Annotated in this window: 12 protein-coding genes; 5 read left to right on the top strand and 7 right to left on the bottom strand. The window is 61.4% G+C overall.

Translation table 11 applies throughout. The features are described from left to right. The first annotated feature begins 52 nt into the window (after positions 1 to 52). Positions 53 to 1,942 (top strand): AsmA family protein, encoded by a 1,890-nt coding sequence (locus AB4Z25_RS08975; RefSeq protein ID WP_112538176.1) that lies wholly within the window; start codon positions 53 to 55, stop codon positions 1,940 to 1,942. Here AB4Z25_RS08975 and AB4Z25_RS08970 read toward each other — a convergent pair whose 3' ends face one another. From AB4Z25_RS08970 to AB4Z25_RS08950, 5 genes are all read right to left on the bottom strand, one after another. Further along, positions 1,943 to 2,761, bottom strand: coding sequence for an ABC transporter permease (locus AB4Z25_RS08970; RefSeq protein WP_112387655.1), 819 nt, complete (start codon positions 2,759 to 2,761; stop codon positions 1,943 to 1,945). Positions 2,762 to 2,764: 3 nt separating this feature from the next. Then, positions 2,765 to 3,676, bottom strand: a complete 912-nt coding sequence (locus tag AB4Z25_RS08965; protein WP_112538177.1) for an ABC transporter permease subunit — start codon at positions 3,674 to 3,676, stop codon at positions 2,765 to 2,767. A gap of 2 nt (positions 3,677 to 3,678) precedes the next feature. Continuing rightward, positions 3,679 to 4,821, bottom strand: coding sequence for an ABC transporter ATP-binding protein (locus AB4Z25_RS08960; protein WP_112538178.1), 1,143 nt, complete (start codon positions 4,819 to 4,821; stop codon positions 3,679 to 3,681). 97 nt (positions 4,822 to 4,918) lie between these two features. Further along, the gene (locus AB4Z25_RS08955) at positions 4,919 to 6,016 is read right to left on the bottom strand and encodes a polyamine ABC transporter substrate-binding protein (RefSeq protein ID WP_112538179.1); all 1,098 of its coding nucleotides are present in this window, start codon (positions 6,014 to 6,016) and stop codon (positions 4,919 to 4,921) included. A gap of 135 nt (positions 6,017 to 6,151) precedes the next feature. After that, complete coding sequence (locus tag AB4Z25_RS08950; RefSeq protein ID WP_112538180.1) at positions 6,152 to 7,561, bottom strand: short-chain fatty acyl-CoA regulator family protein; 1,410 nt, start codon at positions 7,559 to 7,561, stop codon at positions 6,152 to 6,154. Positions 7,562 to 7,721: 160 nt separating this feature from the next. On the opposite strand from AB4Z25_RS08950, the gene aceA reads away from it, so the two are divergent. The 3 genes from aceA (at position 7,722) to AB4Z25_RS08935 (ending at position 10,454) form a co-directional block, all read left to right on the top strand. Then, positions 7,722 to 9,011 (top strand): isocitrate lyase, encoded by a 1,290-nt coding sequence (aceA, locus tag AB4Z25_RS08945; RefSeq protein WP_112538181.1) that lies wholly within the window; start codon positions 7,722 to 7,724, stop codon positions 9,009 to 9,011. Between the two features lie 23 nt (positions 9,012 to 9,034). Continuing rightward, the gene (locus AB4Z25_RS08940; RefSeq protein WP_112538182.1) at positions 9,035 to 9,271 is read left to right on the top strand and encodes an SMc00767 family acetate metabolism repressor; all 237 of its coding nucleotides are present in this window, start codon (positions 9,035 to 9,037) and stop codon (positions 9,269 to 9,271) included. Between the two features lie 106 nt (positions 9,272 to 9,377). Continuing rightward, positions 9,378 to 10,454 carry a helix-turn-helix transcriptional regulator gene (locus AB4Z25_RS08935; protein WP_112538209.1) on the top strand — a complete coding sequence of 359 codons (1,077 nt, stop codon included), beginning with the start codon at positions 9,378 to 9,380 and terminating at the stop codon, positions 10,452 to 10,454. A 2-nt stretch (positions 10,455 to 10,456) separates the two neighbouring features. Here AB4Z25_RS08935 and AB4Z25_RS08930 read toward each other — a convergent pair whose 3' ends face one another. After that, complete coding sequence (locus AB4Z25_RS08930) at positions 10,457 to 11,326, bottom strand: LysR family transcriptional regulator (RefSeq protein ID WP_112538183.1); 870 nt, start codon at positions 11,324 to 11,326, stop codon at positions 10,457 to 10,459. A 90-nt stretch (positions 11,327 to 11,416) separates the two neighbouring features. Here AB4Z25_RS08930 and AB4Z25_RS08925 point away from each other — a divergent pair, with 90 nt between their 5' ends. Then, entirely contained in the window at positions 11,417 to 11,650 is a 234-nt protein-coding gene (locus tag AB4Z25_RS08925) for a hypothetical protein (protein ID WP_162698693.1), read from the top strand. Here AB4Z25_RS08925 and AB4Z25_RS08920 read toward each other — a convergent pair. Continuing rightward, the gene (locus AB4Z25_RS08920) at positions 11,623 to 13,467 is read right to left on the bottom strand and encodes a methyl-accepting chemotaxis protein (protein ID WP_112538185.1); all 1,845 of its coding nucleotides are present in this window, start codon (positions 13,465 to 13,467) and stop codon (positions 11,623 to 11,625) included. The two genes, AB4Z25_RS08925 and AB4Z25_RS08920, sit on opposite strands and share 28 nt — an antisense overlap. Between the last annotated feature and the right edge of the window lie 251 nt (positions 13,468 to 13,718).

Below are 13,718 nucleotides of genomic sequence, written 5' to 3'. Positions count from 1 at the left end.
CCGGCAAACTCAGCGCATAACCGGTAAGCGACTGAAAAGACTGGCGGAGCTGATGAGTACGTCAAGACAACCGAAGTGGCGTAGAAAGATGGCCCCCGTTTCGCGCTGGCTACCGGGTATCGCACGTCTGGCGACGATGCTCTTGCTTGTTTCCGCCGTCATCTTTGTCTCCCTGCGCGTCGCCGCACCTTTCCTCGTCTCGACCGGCATGGTGCGCTCCGGCATCGAAGATGCGCTGTCGCGCTGGACCGGCTACAAGGCCGAGATCAAGGGCAGCCCGGGGCTGGAATTCTGGCCGACGCCGCGCATCACGCTGAACCAGATCACCATCCGGCAGCCGCCAAACGCGGGCAACAAACTGCTCGGCACGATCGAGAGCCTTTCGGCTGATTTCAGCCTGATCGATGCCCTGCGCGGCAGGGCAAGCTTCCACGAATTCCATCTGCTGCGTCCCAACCTGTCGCTGACCCGCGACCAGCAGGGCCTGATCGACTGGACCTATGCCGGCCAGCTTGCCAAAGCGATCGATGGCGCCCACCAGGATGGCAATGCCGAGCTTCTCGATCCGAAGCTTGATGCGGAGGTCGGCGCAATTACCGTCGAGGACGGCACATTCAACATCGCCGATCTCTCGACTGCCAAGACCTATCATTTCGATGGGGTGACTGCCGATATCAACTGGCCAAGACTGTCGAGCGGAATGTCGGCCGTGCTGATCGCGCGTACCAGCGGCCAGGACCTGAAGATCGACTTCTCGTCGCGCACGCCACTGCTGGTGTTCGATGGCAAAACCGCCGAGATCAAAGCGTCGCTGACATCAGGCCTGATGACGGCGGCATTCTCCGGACTCGGAAGCATATCCAAACTCGACGGCCTGTCAGGGAATGTCACGGCCAATATTGCCGATGTCCCTGCCCTATTGGCATGGTCGGGCAAGTCGATCCCCGGTACCGAGAGCCTCAAATCTTTTTCGATCGGCAGCGACGTGATCTCGGCAGCCAATGGGCTTCGTTTCAACAACGTCACGCTCGGCCTCAACGGCTCTACCGCAACCGGCGTGATGGACGTCTCCAACGTCCGCAACAACCGTGCAAAGCTCGGCGGCACGCTTGCCTTCGACACGATGAACCTCAAGCCCTTCTTCGACGCTTTCGCACTGCGGCTTGCGGCTGGCGAAGAAGGAGCGACGCCTGATGGCGGGCCGCTACAGAGGCTGGATCTCGATCTGCGGTTCTCGGCCCGCGAAATGCAGCTTGAGCCTTTCGCCCTGTCGAATGTCGGCGCCAGCATCATCGTATCCAGCAACGAGGCGAAGTTCGATATCGGCGACAGCCAGTTCGAGGGCGGCGAGATGTCGGCGCATCTGGAAGCAACGCGTGGCGACTTCGACGGTGGCGGCAAGCTGCAGATGTCGATCCGCGGCGCGGATTTCGGAGCGCTGGTCGAGCGGCTGCAGCTGAAAGGTCCGCTGCCGCTGACCACGGGTTCGCTTGACGTTTCGCTGAAAACCGCAAAGCCGCTCTGGACGGCCGGGCTTGAGGATGTCAACGGACAGGTCGTGTTTCAGGCCGGGGCCGGGTCGATCGCCAACTTCGATGTGGAGGCGATCCGCAATCAGGCGGCGCAGCAGAGGTTCTTTCCGCTCAATGCTGCCGGTGACCACTCCTTCCCATTCACGCGGGCCGAGCTGACGGCAAACCTCTCCGCCGGATCCGCCGATCTTGAGAACGTGCGGGTTCAGGGCACGGTCGAAACGCTCAGCCTGTCGGGTCTCATTCCTCTGCAATCCAGCGGGCTCGCGCTTTCCGGCTCGCTGCAGGCGACCGACGATACGCGGGCAGCGGAGCTTCCGCTGCTACCCTTCTTCATCGGCGGCTCCTGGCCCAATCCGGTGATTTCGCCGGTGCCGGTGGTTGCTCAGCCGGCACCGAACGCGCAGTAATCAGGGCGCATTGGCGGCAGCGCGCTCATCGCGCTCCCGCTGGACTTCGCGACGTTTGGTGATCACCGAAGCTGCGATGACCCCGACGGCAACGACGGCGATCAGCAGGGTGCAGACCGCGTTGATCTCAGGCGTCACGCCCAATCGCACCTGGCTGTAAATCCGCATCGGCAGCGTCGTCGCCCCCGGACCGGAGGTGAAGCTGGCGATGACGAGATCGTCGAGCGACAGGGTGAAGGCCAGTATCCAGCCGGAAAAGACGGCGGGTGCGATGATCGGCAGCGTGACCTCGAAGAAGGTGCGGACCGGCGGGGCGCCGAGATCCTGTGCCGCTTCCTCGATCGACTGATCGAAGGTCATCAGGCGGGACTGAACGACAACAGCCACGAAGCACATGGTCAGCGTCGTGTGCGCCAGCGTGATCGTCCAGAAGCCGCGGTCGAGACCGATTGCCACGAAGAGCAGCAGCAGCGACAGGCCGGTGATGACTTCAGGCATGACCAGCGGCGCGTAGACCATGCCCGAAAACAGCATACGGCCGCGAAAGCGCGTGTGCCGCACCAGCGTGATGGCCGCCAGCGTGCCGAGAATGGTCGCCGCCGTCGCCGACAGGACGCCGACGCGGACCGTCACCCAGGCGGCATCCAGCAGCGCGTCGTTGTGCATCAGCGACACATACCATTTGGTCGAGAATCCGCCCCAGACGGTAACGAGTTTGGACTCGTTGAAGGAGAAGATGACGAGGAGCACGATCGGCAGATAGAGGAAGGCGAAGCCGAGCGTGACGGAGATGATGTTGAAGCGTGTCCAGCGTAGCATCTCTTATCTCCCCTGCTCGTCGGCTTTGGCCTGGGCATTCTGGAAGAACACGATCGGCACCACGAGGATCAAGAGAAGGATGGTCGCCACCGCCGAGGAAACCGGCCAGTCGCGGTTCGAATTGAACTCGTTCCACAGCGTCTTGCCGATCATCAGCGTCTGCGATCCGCCGAGCAGATCGGGGATGACGAACTCGCCGACAGCGGGGATGAAGACCAGCATGCAGCCGGCAACGACGCCGGGCAGCGACAGCGGGAAGGTGACGCGCCAGAAGGCGCGGATCGGCGTGCAACCGAGATCCTGCGCCGCCTCTATCAGCGTGCCATCCATCTTTTCCAGCGAGGAATAGAGCGGCAGCACCATAAACGGCAGGTAGGAATAGACGATGCCGATATAGACGGCGACGTTGGTGTTCAGGATGATCAGCGGCGTATCGATGATCCCCGTTCCGATCAGCACCTGGTTCAGCAGCCCTTCCGGCTTGAGAATGGCGATCCAGGCGTAGACGCGGATCAGGAAGCTCGTCCAGAACGGCAGGATGACCAGCATCAACAGCGTCGGGCGGATACTGCGCGGCGCCTGCGCCATGCCATAGGCGATCGGATAGGCGATCAGCAGCGTCAGGAAGGTCGAGATCCCGGCGATGACAAGGCTCGAGATATAGGCGTTGAAGTAGAGCGGATCGTCGATCAGGTAGCTGTAATTGTCGAAGGAGAAGGTCGACATCTTGTCGAGGATGCCACTCCAGCCGTCGGCAAACGAGAAGGACGGCTCGTAGGGCGGCATGGCAATCGCCGTTGCAGACAGCGATATGCGGAAGACAATGAAGAACGGCGCCAGGAAGAAGATCAGAAGCCACGCATAGGGGATGATCATCACCAGGCGATTGTAGACGGCTGAACCGAGCTTGCCCATGATCAATCCTTCAACAGCACGCCGGCATCTTCGGCGAAGGTGACCCAGACGTCCTGATCGTAGGTGAAGGGATCATCGACGGCGCGCTGCGCGTTCAGCGACGACGCCTTTACCACCTGGCCGTTCTTCAGCTTGACGTGGAAGACGGTCATGTCGCCGAGATAGGCAATGTCCCAAAGCTCACCCGAGGAGGCGTTGACCGTGGGGTTTGCGGGCGGCTGGCGGGTGACCCTGAGCTTTTCGGGACGGATCGCGAAACCGGCGCTGCTGCCCTTCGCGGGCATATCCGATGTTGCCACCTTGATCGTCAGACCTGCATCGACGGCGAGCTCAACGCTCGTGCCATCGGCGGAGACCACCTTGCCGTCGAAGATATTCACATCGCCGATGAAGTCGGCCACGAAGCGGCAGTTGGGCGCTTCGTAGATTTCGGCAGGCGTCGCGACCTGAACGACCTTGCCATGGCTCATGACCGCGATGCGGTCTGCCATGGTCATCGCCTCTTCCTGGTCGTGGGTGACGACGACGAAGGTGAGGCCGAGATTCTGCTGCAGGTCCATCAGCTCGAACTGGGTTTCCTCGCGCAGCTTCTTGTCGAGCGCGCCAAGCGGCTCATCGAGCAGCAGCACCTTCGGGCGCTTGGCGAGAGAGCGGGCGAGAGCGACGCGCTGGCGCTGGCCGCCGGAAAGCTGGTTGGGCTTGCGGGAAGCGAACTGCTCGAGCTTCACCATTTTCAGCATCTGCGACACGCGCTCGCCGATCGCATCCTTCGACATGCCGTCCTGGCGCAGACCGAAGGCGATGTTCTTTTCGACCGTCATGTGCGGGAAGAGCGCGTAGCTCTGGAACATCATGTTGACCGGGCGCTTGTAGGGCGGCGTGCCGGCCATGTCCGTGCCATCCAGAATGATTTCACCTGCAGTCGGCTGTTCGAAGCCGGCCAGCATGCGCAGCAGGGTGGACTTGCCACAGCCGGAAGCGCCAAGGAGAGCGAAGAATTCGCGGTGATAGATATTCAGACTGAGATCATCGACGGCGGTGAAATCGCCGAAGCGCTTGGTGACGTTCTTGAAGGAGATAAAGGGTTTTGCTGCCGGATCGGTCCACGGCGCGAAGGAGCGGCGAATATTGCCAAGAGACTTCATGGTTTTCCCCGAAATTATGATTTGAAAACCGGCGCTCCCCCGACGGCCGGCACGTCAATAAAAGGCCCGGACGTTGCCGTCCGGGCCGAAGTCTCGATTACTGGCCGGTAACGACCTTTGTCCAGATTCGTGTGACGATGCGCTGCGTCTTCGGATCGAGCGGCGGCACCGTGAACAGCTTGGCCATGACTTCAGGCGTCGGGTAGATCGCCGTGTCGTCGATCACCGCCTTGTCGAGGAACTGCTGCGACGCCTTATTGCCATTGGCATAATAAACGAAGTTCGATGCCTTGGCGGCGACTTCAGGCTTCATCATGTAGTTGATGAAAGCATGCGCCTCTTCGACATGCGGTGCGTCCTTCGGGATACCGAAGACGTCGAAGAAGATCTGCGCACCCTGGTTCGGAACCGAATAGTCAATGGTGACGCCAGCCTTGGCTTCCGCCGCGCGGTCACGCGCTTGGAACATATCGCCGGAATAGCCGAGCGCGATGCAGATATCGCCGTTGGCGAGCGCGCTGATATACTCGGACGAGTGGAACTTGCGCACGAACGGGCGGACCGCGAGCAGAACTTCCTGCGCCTTGTCGAGATCGGCCTGCTTCTTGCTGTTCGGATCGAGGCCGAGATAGGCAAGCACAGACGGAATGACGTCGGTCGGCGAATCCAGCATGTAGATGCCGCAATCCTTGAGCTTGGCAGCCTTTGCCGGATCGAAGAGCGAATCCCAGTTCGGCTTCTCGTCCGTTCCGAGGGCGGCCTTCACCTTGTCGACATTATAGCCGATGCCGGTGGTGCCCCACATGTAGTCGACGCTGTATTCGTTGCCCGGATCGAAGGTGGCAACGCCCTTCATGACGACGTCCCACATATTCGACAGGTTCGGGAGCTTCGACTTGTCGAGCTTCTGATAGACGCCCGCAGCGATCTGGCGCTGCATGAAGGAAACCGTCGGAACGACCACGTCATAACCGGTGCCACCGGCCAGGAGCTTGGTTTCCAGCGTCTCGTTGGAATCGAAGGTGTCGTAGACGACCTTGATGCCGGTTTCCTTGGTGAAGTCCTCTAGGATCGAGCTGTCGATATAATCGGACCAGTTGTAGACATTGACGACGCGCTCCTGGGCGTAGGATGGCGCTGCTGCAAAAATAGCCACGGCGGCTGATACCGCGAGCTTTGCGATGACTGACCTCATAATCTCTCCTGTGCCTTTATAATTATTAGGTATCACGCCCCCGGACACCCATTCCCTCTGGATTTTTGGCTAGACTAGAAAGGAATTTGGGAGGCGACAAGCGCTAAATCCGGGTGCTCGCAATGATTTCACCGGTCACTGGAAATCGAAGGCGCTGAGGCCGGTCACCATCTCGTCTAGCCCAAGCGGGCGAGTGACCGGCGGCTCGGCGCGGGCAAGACAGCCTTTTCGCTCACAAAGGCGGCAGGCTGGGCCGATTGCAACTGCATGTGGCGAAGATGACGTGGCCTGGCTGTAGACGGTCGCATCCCGGAACTGCGCGTCGCAGCCGACGAGCACGGCGGTGCGCCTGATCCTTTCGCCGAAGGGCGCTGCCGGGCCCTCAAGTGTTCTCGACACCGTGAGAAAACCGGAGCCATCGGGCGTTTCGGCCGTTTCCGCGATGATCTGCCCAGGCTGAAGCAGAGCGGCGTGTATGCCGAGCTTCGGACAGCCGCCGCCGAAGCGGGCATGCGGGAAACCGGCAGCCCCTGCCCGGCGCAGTCGGTTTCCCGCGGCATCGACCTCCATCAGGAAAAACGGAACGGCGGCATTGCCGGGACGCTGCAGCATGATCAGCCGGGCGGCGGCCTGACCGAACGAACAGCCGTAGCGGCTGCGCAGCAGATCGAGATCGTAGCGCACCGTCTTTGCGGCGCCGAGAAAGGCTTCATAGGGCATCATGATCGCCAGCGCCGCGGAGCGCGCCAGCTCGAAGCGGGCAATGCGCTGGGCCTCCGGTGTGGAAAGGCCGAGACTATCGAGTTCCTTGCCGATCGCGGCACGCAGGGCCAGCGTTGCCACCTCGATGGCGATTTCCTGCAGCTGATCGGATGTCGACAACCGCTCGGAGATGAAAAGGCGCATCGAATGCCGGTCGAAACGGCGGCGCAGATCCGGCATGACATGAACCGGCATGATGCGCACGGTGATGCCGCGCTCCTTCTGCAGCCAGTCCTTCAGCACCTGCTGGAGATCGCCAGATGGCAGCGACATGAAGAATTGCTCGGCGGCATCCTCGATCATGGCGAAATAGGCCGGGCGCCGCTCCAGCACATCGCGGACTTCGTCCGCCGGAAGCCTGGCGCCGGCGGCCGGGACATGGGCGTCGCCGGCCATGAGGGCGCTCAGATCCGACAGCCGCGCCGCCTGTTCGCGGTAGGCGCGGTAGAGCTTCACCATGCCGCTTGCCGCGTTCGGTGCCGCCTCGGCGATTTCGACGAGCTCCTGATCACCCGGCAGCTCACCCGATAACAGCGCATCGGCAAAGACCTCGCGCAATCCGGCGAGATTGTTGCCGGGTTCGCTTTGGAGCTCGTCGAGATCGACCTTGTAGACCGAGGCGAGCTTCAGCAGCAGTTGGACCGTCAGCGGCCGCTGATTGCGCTCGATGAGGTTCAGATAGGAGGGCGAGATGCCGAGCGCCTCGGCCATCGCCGTTTGCGTGACGCCCAGGCCGTTGCGGATACGCCTGACTTTCGGCCCCGCGAAGATCTTCCGTTCCATATGCCAACCTTTTACAAATCTTTACAATTTGACAGAGCGACCTTGTAAAACCCGAGGCAATATAACCTCTTTCCATGCCTAATAATCAAGTATTTTCTGGCTATTTTCGCGTAATTTGTAAATTCTGTCACACAGGCAAACGACGCCAAAGGAGGATACTGTGACTGAGTTTGACAAGCTGATCCGCAACGTACCGGCTGGCCGTTTCGACGGTATCGAGCGCCCCTATTCCGCAGAGGACGTCCGGCGTCTGCGCGGTTCCGTGGCGATCAGCCATTCGCTGGCGGAGATCGGCGCCAACAGGCTCTGGGAGCTCTTGCGCCGGGATGATTTCGTCAATGCGCTCGGCGCCCTCTCGGGCAATCAGGCGATGCAGATGGTGCGCGCCGGGCTGAAGGCGATCTATCTTTCCGGCTGGCAGGTGGCGGCCGACGCCAATACGGCGTCCGCGATGTATCCGGACCAGTCGCTCTATCCTGCCAATGCAGGCCCCGAGCTTGCCAAGCGCATAAACCGCACGCTTCAGCGCGCCGACCAGATCGAGACCTCGGAAAACAAGGGATTATCGGTCGAGAGCTGGTTCGCGCCGATCGTTGCCGATGCCGAGGCCGGCTTCGGCGGGCCGCTGAACGCCTTCGAGATCATGAAGGCCTATATCGAGGCGGGCGCGGCCGGCGTCCATTTCGAGGATCAGCTGGCATCGGAAAAGAAATGCGGCCATCTGGGCGGCAAGGTTCTCATCCCGACAGCGGCCCATATCCGCAACCTCAATGCCGCGCGTCTGGCAGCCGATGTCATGGGCGTCCCGACACTGGTGATCGCCCGCACTGACGCCGAGGCGGCGAAGCTTTTGACCTCGGATATCGACGAGCGCGACCAGCCTTTCGTCGACTACGATGCCGGACGCACGGTCGAGGGCTTCTATCAGGTGCGCAACGGCCTGGAACCCTGCATCGCCCGCGCCGTCGCCTATGCGCCCTATTGCGATCTCATCTGGTGCGAGACCTCGAAGCCGGATCTCGATCAGGCGCGGCGCTTTGCCGAGGGCGTGCACAAGGTTCATCCTGGCAAGATGCTCGCCTATAACTGCTCGCCATCGTTCAACTGGCGCAAGAACCTCGACGAAGCGACGATCGCCCGGTTCCAGCGCGAGCTCGGCGCCATGGGCTACAAGTTCCAGTTCATCACCCTTGCCGGCTTCCACCAGCTGAATTTCGGCATGTACGAGCTGGCGCGCGGCTACAAGGACCGGCAGATGGCGGCCTATTCCGAGCTGCAGCAGGCGGAATTCGCCGCCGAGGCCAATGGCTATACGGCGACGAAGCATCAGCGGGAGGTCGGCACCGGTTACTTCGATGCCGTATCGCTCGCCATCACCGGCGGCCTGTCCTCGACGACCGCGATGAGAGAATCGACCGAACACGCACAGTTCAAACCCGCTGCGGAATGACCGCGCAACAGGAGGAGAAGACAATGGCTTCCATCTCACGTGTCCGCGAACGCGCGGAAGAACAGTCATCGACGATGACGCCGGACCAGCAGAGCATGATCCGCATGCTCGCCAACGATCTGCACCGGCTCAACGCGTCGGTCATGAAGGCGGTCGAGTCCGGAGTTTCCGTAGAGCTTGTCCGGTCTGCCCGCCATCACGGGGGCGACGGCAACTGGGGCGATCTGATGATCCCGGTTGTCGTTGCCAACCGCGCCTAAAGGAGGAGAAGGCGCCGGAAAAACCGGCGCCTTCTGCGTCATTTGACGCAATTGTCAGTCCCGGCAAAGGCGAGCATAATGTCTTCAAGCTCTTATGGGACATCATATGCCTGCAATGATACGCGCGGACGTGCAGTCCCTGACCGACTTGGTCTATGGGGCACTGCTCGGGGAAACCAGCTGGCAGGATTTTCTGGATACGCTGAACACGCGCATGCCGGATGGAAAATCGACGCTGTTTTTTCACGATGCCGTTCTCGGCTCCGGCGGGCTGTCGCTTTCGTCGGGGCTCGATGGCTCGGCAGCCGAAGCCTACAACACCCATTTCAGTACCGTGAACCCATGGATGGCGAAGGCGGCCGTACGGCCCGTCGGGCTCGGCGTGATCGCCGATCAGATGCTGCCGCATGAAGAGCTGCTGAAAACCGAATTCTATCACGACTACCTGCGCAGCATCGATTGCCGCAGCAGCATCGGCGTGACGATCATGCGGGAGAAGGGCCGGTCCTTCAATCTCTCGACGCTGACCTCCAGCACCGACACCGGCTATAACCGTACCAATGCGCAGGTACTGACCGAACTTGCCCCGCATCTTCGGCGGGCCTTCGACTACCTGCGCCGCGAGCGAAGCAACGAGGCAGGCGGCAAGCCGCTGCTCGATGCGATCGGCGTCGGGCTGATCTATCTCGGCGAGGAGCGCAAGGTGCGCTCGATGAATGCTGCCGCACAAAGACTGCTCACCGAAGGCTGCGGCATCAGTGTCACGCCAACCGGGCGGCTCAATGTCAACGACGCAGGTATCAACGAGCAGCTGCGCGCGACCGGCCATTCCAGCGAGCCGCTGCAGCCGGTTTGCAGCGGGCGCATCGGCAATGTGAAGTATACGCTGGTTCGGCTGCAATCCGATTTCATGAGCGAGTTCCTGCAGGAGCCGACATCGGCGCTGATCATCGAACGCTCCGGCGGTACCTGCGCCCATTTGAACGACAGGCTGAACGGCAACGAGCACCTGACCGCCGCCGAACTGCGCATTGCCTCCTCCATCGCCAGCGGCCTGTCGCTGCGCGATACCGCCAAGCTCAACGACATCAGCTACGAGACGGCGCGCTCGCACCTGAAGAACATCTTCTCCAAGCTTGGCGTCAACAGCCAGGTGGCGCTGGTGCGGCGGCTGATCCCTTAACGCTAGCTGCGGCTGGCGCGCTTTCCGGCGAAGAGGTCGGAATAGCTCTTCAACAGCTTCGTCATGCGATCGGCAACCGCGCGGATTTCCGGCCGGTGGCGGTCTTCGTTGTTCATGACGATCCACTGGCGATGCCGCAATTCCAGGATTTCGGCGCCGAGACGCTGTAGCTCGGGATCGAGATCGCCGACGAAACAGGGCAGGACCGCCCTGCCCGCACCCGCCCGCACCAGATCCGGCAGCGATCGCGGCCGGTTGACGGTGGCGGCGATCGGGCCGGATGCGTTTCGATAGGGCCAGCGCAGATAGCCGGAGATCGCTTCGTCTTCGGCAACGGCCACCCATTGCTCGGCGGCCTCGGCGGCATTGCGCCTGACATAGACGGCATAGGCGACCTCGCCGAGCAGCCGGGCGGCAAGGTTCGCCTCTTCGGGCTCGAAGGCGCGAATGCCGATATCGCTTTCGCGGTAAGAGAGATTGGCCCGCGTTTCGCCGATTGTAAGCGAAACGGAGAACGCATCGCCGGGCATGCGGATCGCTGAAAAGTTCTCAGTCAGCAGCCAGGCCACCCAGGTTCCGGCAGCCACCCTGACCGTTGCCGCACCCTCGCCCGATTGCCGCCAGGCATCGATCTTGCGGGCAGCGGCTTCCATTTCCTGCAGATGGTCGAGCAATGCCTGTCCGTCCGGGGTCAGGCGATAACCGGTCTGGCTGCGGACAAACAGCGTCCGGCCGGTGTCCTGTTCGAGTTCGAGCATGCGGCGGCCGACGGTAGCCGGGCTGAGGCCGCTGGTACCGCTCGCGCCCGTCAGCCCGCCGAGGCGCGCCACCTGCAGGAAAAGCTGATAGGAATCCCAGGTCGTATTTTTCATCAGTGAAAATCGTATGCCGATTTCGCGTGTTTAAGAAGCGATTTTTGATGTGTATCTGAAGTGATGTCTCTTGAAACGGAGGACATCACCATGATCGACCAGATCGCCATCGCCAACATGATCGGGCTGTCGCAGGGCGGGCGTATTTGCCGCCAGACGTCGGAAGACGAATTCTACGAGCAATATGGCAACTCGCGGATTGTGCGGGCCATCACGTGGCTGACGGATATTGGCCTCAAAAACAAAGGCCGCGCTGGTGAGGCGCGGCCCGGAAACATTCATTCAATGCATGCCGATCAGGCGGCCCGTCTTACCGGACGGTGAGCTGCGGCACCGTTGCCGATGCGGAACTGCTGGAGCAGGCCCATCAGCGCGTCGGCCTCGTCGGCGAGCTGGCGGCTTGCCTGCGTCGTCTCCTCGACCATCGAGGCATTCTTCTGGGTCATCTGGTCCATGGCGTTGACCGAACCATTGACCTCCTGAAGGGCGGCCGACTGGTCATGGCTGGCGGTGGCGATCGTCTCGACATGCTTGCTGATGACAATGATTTCCTGGCTGATCGAGGCGAGAACGTTGCCGGTCTTCTGCACCAGCTCCGAACCTGCCGTGACTTCGCGGGTCGATTTTTCGATCAGGCCCTTGATCTCGCGGGCGGCGTCGGCCGAGCGCTGGGCCAGTTCGCGGACTTCCTGCGCGACAACGGCGAAGCCCTTGCCCGCTTCCCCCGCACGGGCGGCCTCGATACCGGCATTCAGCGCCAGAAGATTGGTCTGGAAGGCGATGTCGTCGATGACCTCGATGATCTGTTCGATCTTCTGCGACGCTTCCTCGATACGGCCCATGGCAGCCACGGCATCGCCGACCACGGCGCCGGAGCTGTCGGCGGTCTTCTTGGTCAGCGCCACAGTGTTGTTGGCCTCGCGGGCCCGTTCCGCGGAAGAGCGGACGGTAACGGTGATTTCCTCGACGGCTGCAGCCGTCTCTTCAAGATTGGCGGCCTGCGCCTCGGTGCGCTTCGAGAGCTCACCGGCAGAGGCCAGCATCGCGCCGCTGTTGCGCTGGATGGCGTTGGCATTGTCGCGAATGCTCGACAGCGTGTCCTGCAAACGCAGCAGCGAGCTGTTGAAGTCAACGCGCAGCTGCTCAAGACGGCCGACGAACGGCGTTTCGATGGTTTCCGAAACATCGCCCTGCGCCAGACGGCCGAGACCGGCGGCGAGCTGGTTGACGGCGAAGTCGATCTGGCCGTCGAGCGTGCGCTTGTCGGCGTCGTTGCGGGTGCGCTCGGCTTCCGTCAGCGCGCGCTGTTCGGCGGCCTGGGTTTCCAGATCCTGGCGTGCCTTGGCGCTGTCGCGGAAGGCTTCCAGCGCGCGGCCGATCTCGCCGAATTCGTTGCGCTTGTCGACGCAGGGAATGGCACCGGAGAGATTGCCCGAGGAGATCGCATGCACCGTCTTCGTCAGCGCCTGGAGCGGGCTGACCGTGCGGCGGATGGCGAAGAAGGCCAGCAGGCTGACGGCCAGCATGACGGCGGCACCTGCGCCGATGACGAGGACCTGCAGATGCTGCAGGCGGGCGAAATAAACCTCCATCGGAATGCCGATGAAGAGGATACCGGTATTGGCGCCGGCGGCATTCTTCACCGGGAAATAGCCGGTCATGTAGTTCTTGCCGAACAGGACAGCCGGGCCATAATAGGCGTCGCCCTTGGCAAGCACCGTCTGCGCCGGATGATCGGCGGCAAGTTTGGTGCCGACGGCGCGGCTGCCGTCTTCCTTCTTCACATTGGTCGAGACGCGCACATAGTCGCTGCCCTGCTTGTCGAAGATCGTGGCGACGCCGGCGATCGACTGAGCGGTACGATCGACCAGCGAGTGGTCGGTGAATGCGGGTATCTTTTCTTCGGTGACGGTGGCGAGCTGCGAATCCGTGACCGTGATCGTGGCGCTCTGGTCGCCTGCGCCATAGAGGATGGCCATGGTGCGGTTTGCGTCCCTGGCATCGGAGACGGCGTTGTCCATCACATAGCGGCTGAGGTCGTAATAGGTCACGGCAACGATCGCGCCGGTGCTGACCACAAGCAGACCGAGTGTGATCGCGACCGCCTGGCGGACGATGGATGTCGAGAAAAAGCGCAGCATGAGGGCCCTCTGCAAGATGAATTGCAGATACTCTATGCGTTAAACGTTAAAGAAAATTTTCCTCTAATTACCTGAAAAAATGCAATAAATTTCATAAGTATGATAATTTACCTATGTCTTTTCCCACATCGGTAGAAAATATGGCCTGCCGCAGCAAGAACACAACCATGGCGGATATTTTCCAAGTCATTGACGTTGTTCGACAAACAGAAAACGGCGCCACGCGGCGCCGTTTTCTTCATCTGGTTTTC

This window comes from Rhizobium sp. RAF36, assembly GCF_052114105.1.
In the GTDB taxonomy this organism is placed as follows: Bacteria; Pseudomonadota; Alphaproteobacteria; order Rhizobiales; family Rhizobiaceae; genus Rhizobium.
This window is presented reverse-complemented; position numbering and strand designations above follow the sequence as displayed.

Excerpts from the sequence above, each read along its gene's own strand:
- AB4Z25_RS08975 (WP_112538176.1), top strand. The coding sequence starts at position 53 with ATGAGTACGTCAAGACAACCGAAGTGGCGTAGAAAGATGGCCCCCGTT.
- AB4Z25_RS08970 (WP_112387655.1), bottom strand. The coding sequence starts at position 2,761 with ATGCTACGCTGGACACGCTTCAACATCATCTCCGTCACGCTCGGCTTC.
- AB4Z25_RS08965 (WP_112538177.1), bottom strand. The coding sequence starts at position 3,676 with ATGGGCAAGCTCGGTTCAGCCGTCTACAATCGCCTGGTGATGATCATC.
- AB4Z25_RS08960 (WP_112538178.1), bottom strand. The coding sequence starts at position 4,821 with ATGAAGTCTCTTGGCAATATTCGCCGCTCCTTCGCGCCGTGGACCGAT.
- AB4Z25_RS08955 (WP_112538179.1), bottom strand. The coding sequence starts at position 6,016 with ATGAGGTCAGTCATCGCAAAGCTCGCGGTATCAGCCGCCGTGGCTATT.
- AB4Z25_RS08950 (WP_112538180.1), bottom strand. The coding sequence starts at position 7,561 with ATGGAACGGAAGATCTTCGCGGGGCCGAAAGTCAGGCGTATCCGCAAC.
- AB4Z25_RS08940 (WP_112538182.1), top strand. The coding sequence starts at position 9,035 with ATGGCTTCCATCTCACGTGTCCGCGAACGCGCGGAAGAACAGTCATCG.
- AB4Z25_RS08935 (WP_112538209.1), top strand. The coding sequence starts at position 9,378 with ATGCCTGCAATGATACGCGCGGACGTGCAGTCCCTGACCGACTTGGTC.
- AB4Z25_RS08930 (WP_112538183.1), bottom strand. The coding sequence starts at position 11,326 with ATGAAAAATACGACCTGGGATTCCTATCAGCTTTTCCTGCAGGTGGCG.
- AB4Z25_RS08925 (WP_162698693.1), top strand. The coding sequence starts at position 11,417 with ATGATCGACCAGATCGCCATCGCCAACATGATCGGGCTGTCGCAGGGC.
- AB4Z25_RS08920 (WP_112538185.1), bottom strand. The coding sequence starts at position 13,467 with ATGCTGCGCTTTTTCTCGACATCCATCGTCCGCCAGGCGGTCGCGATC.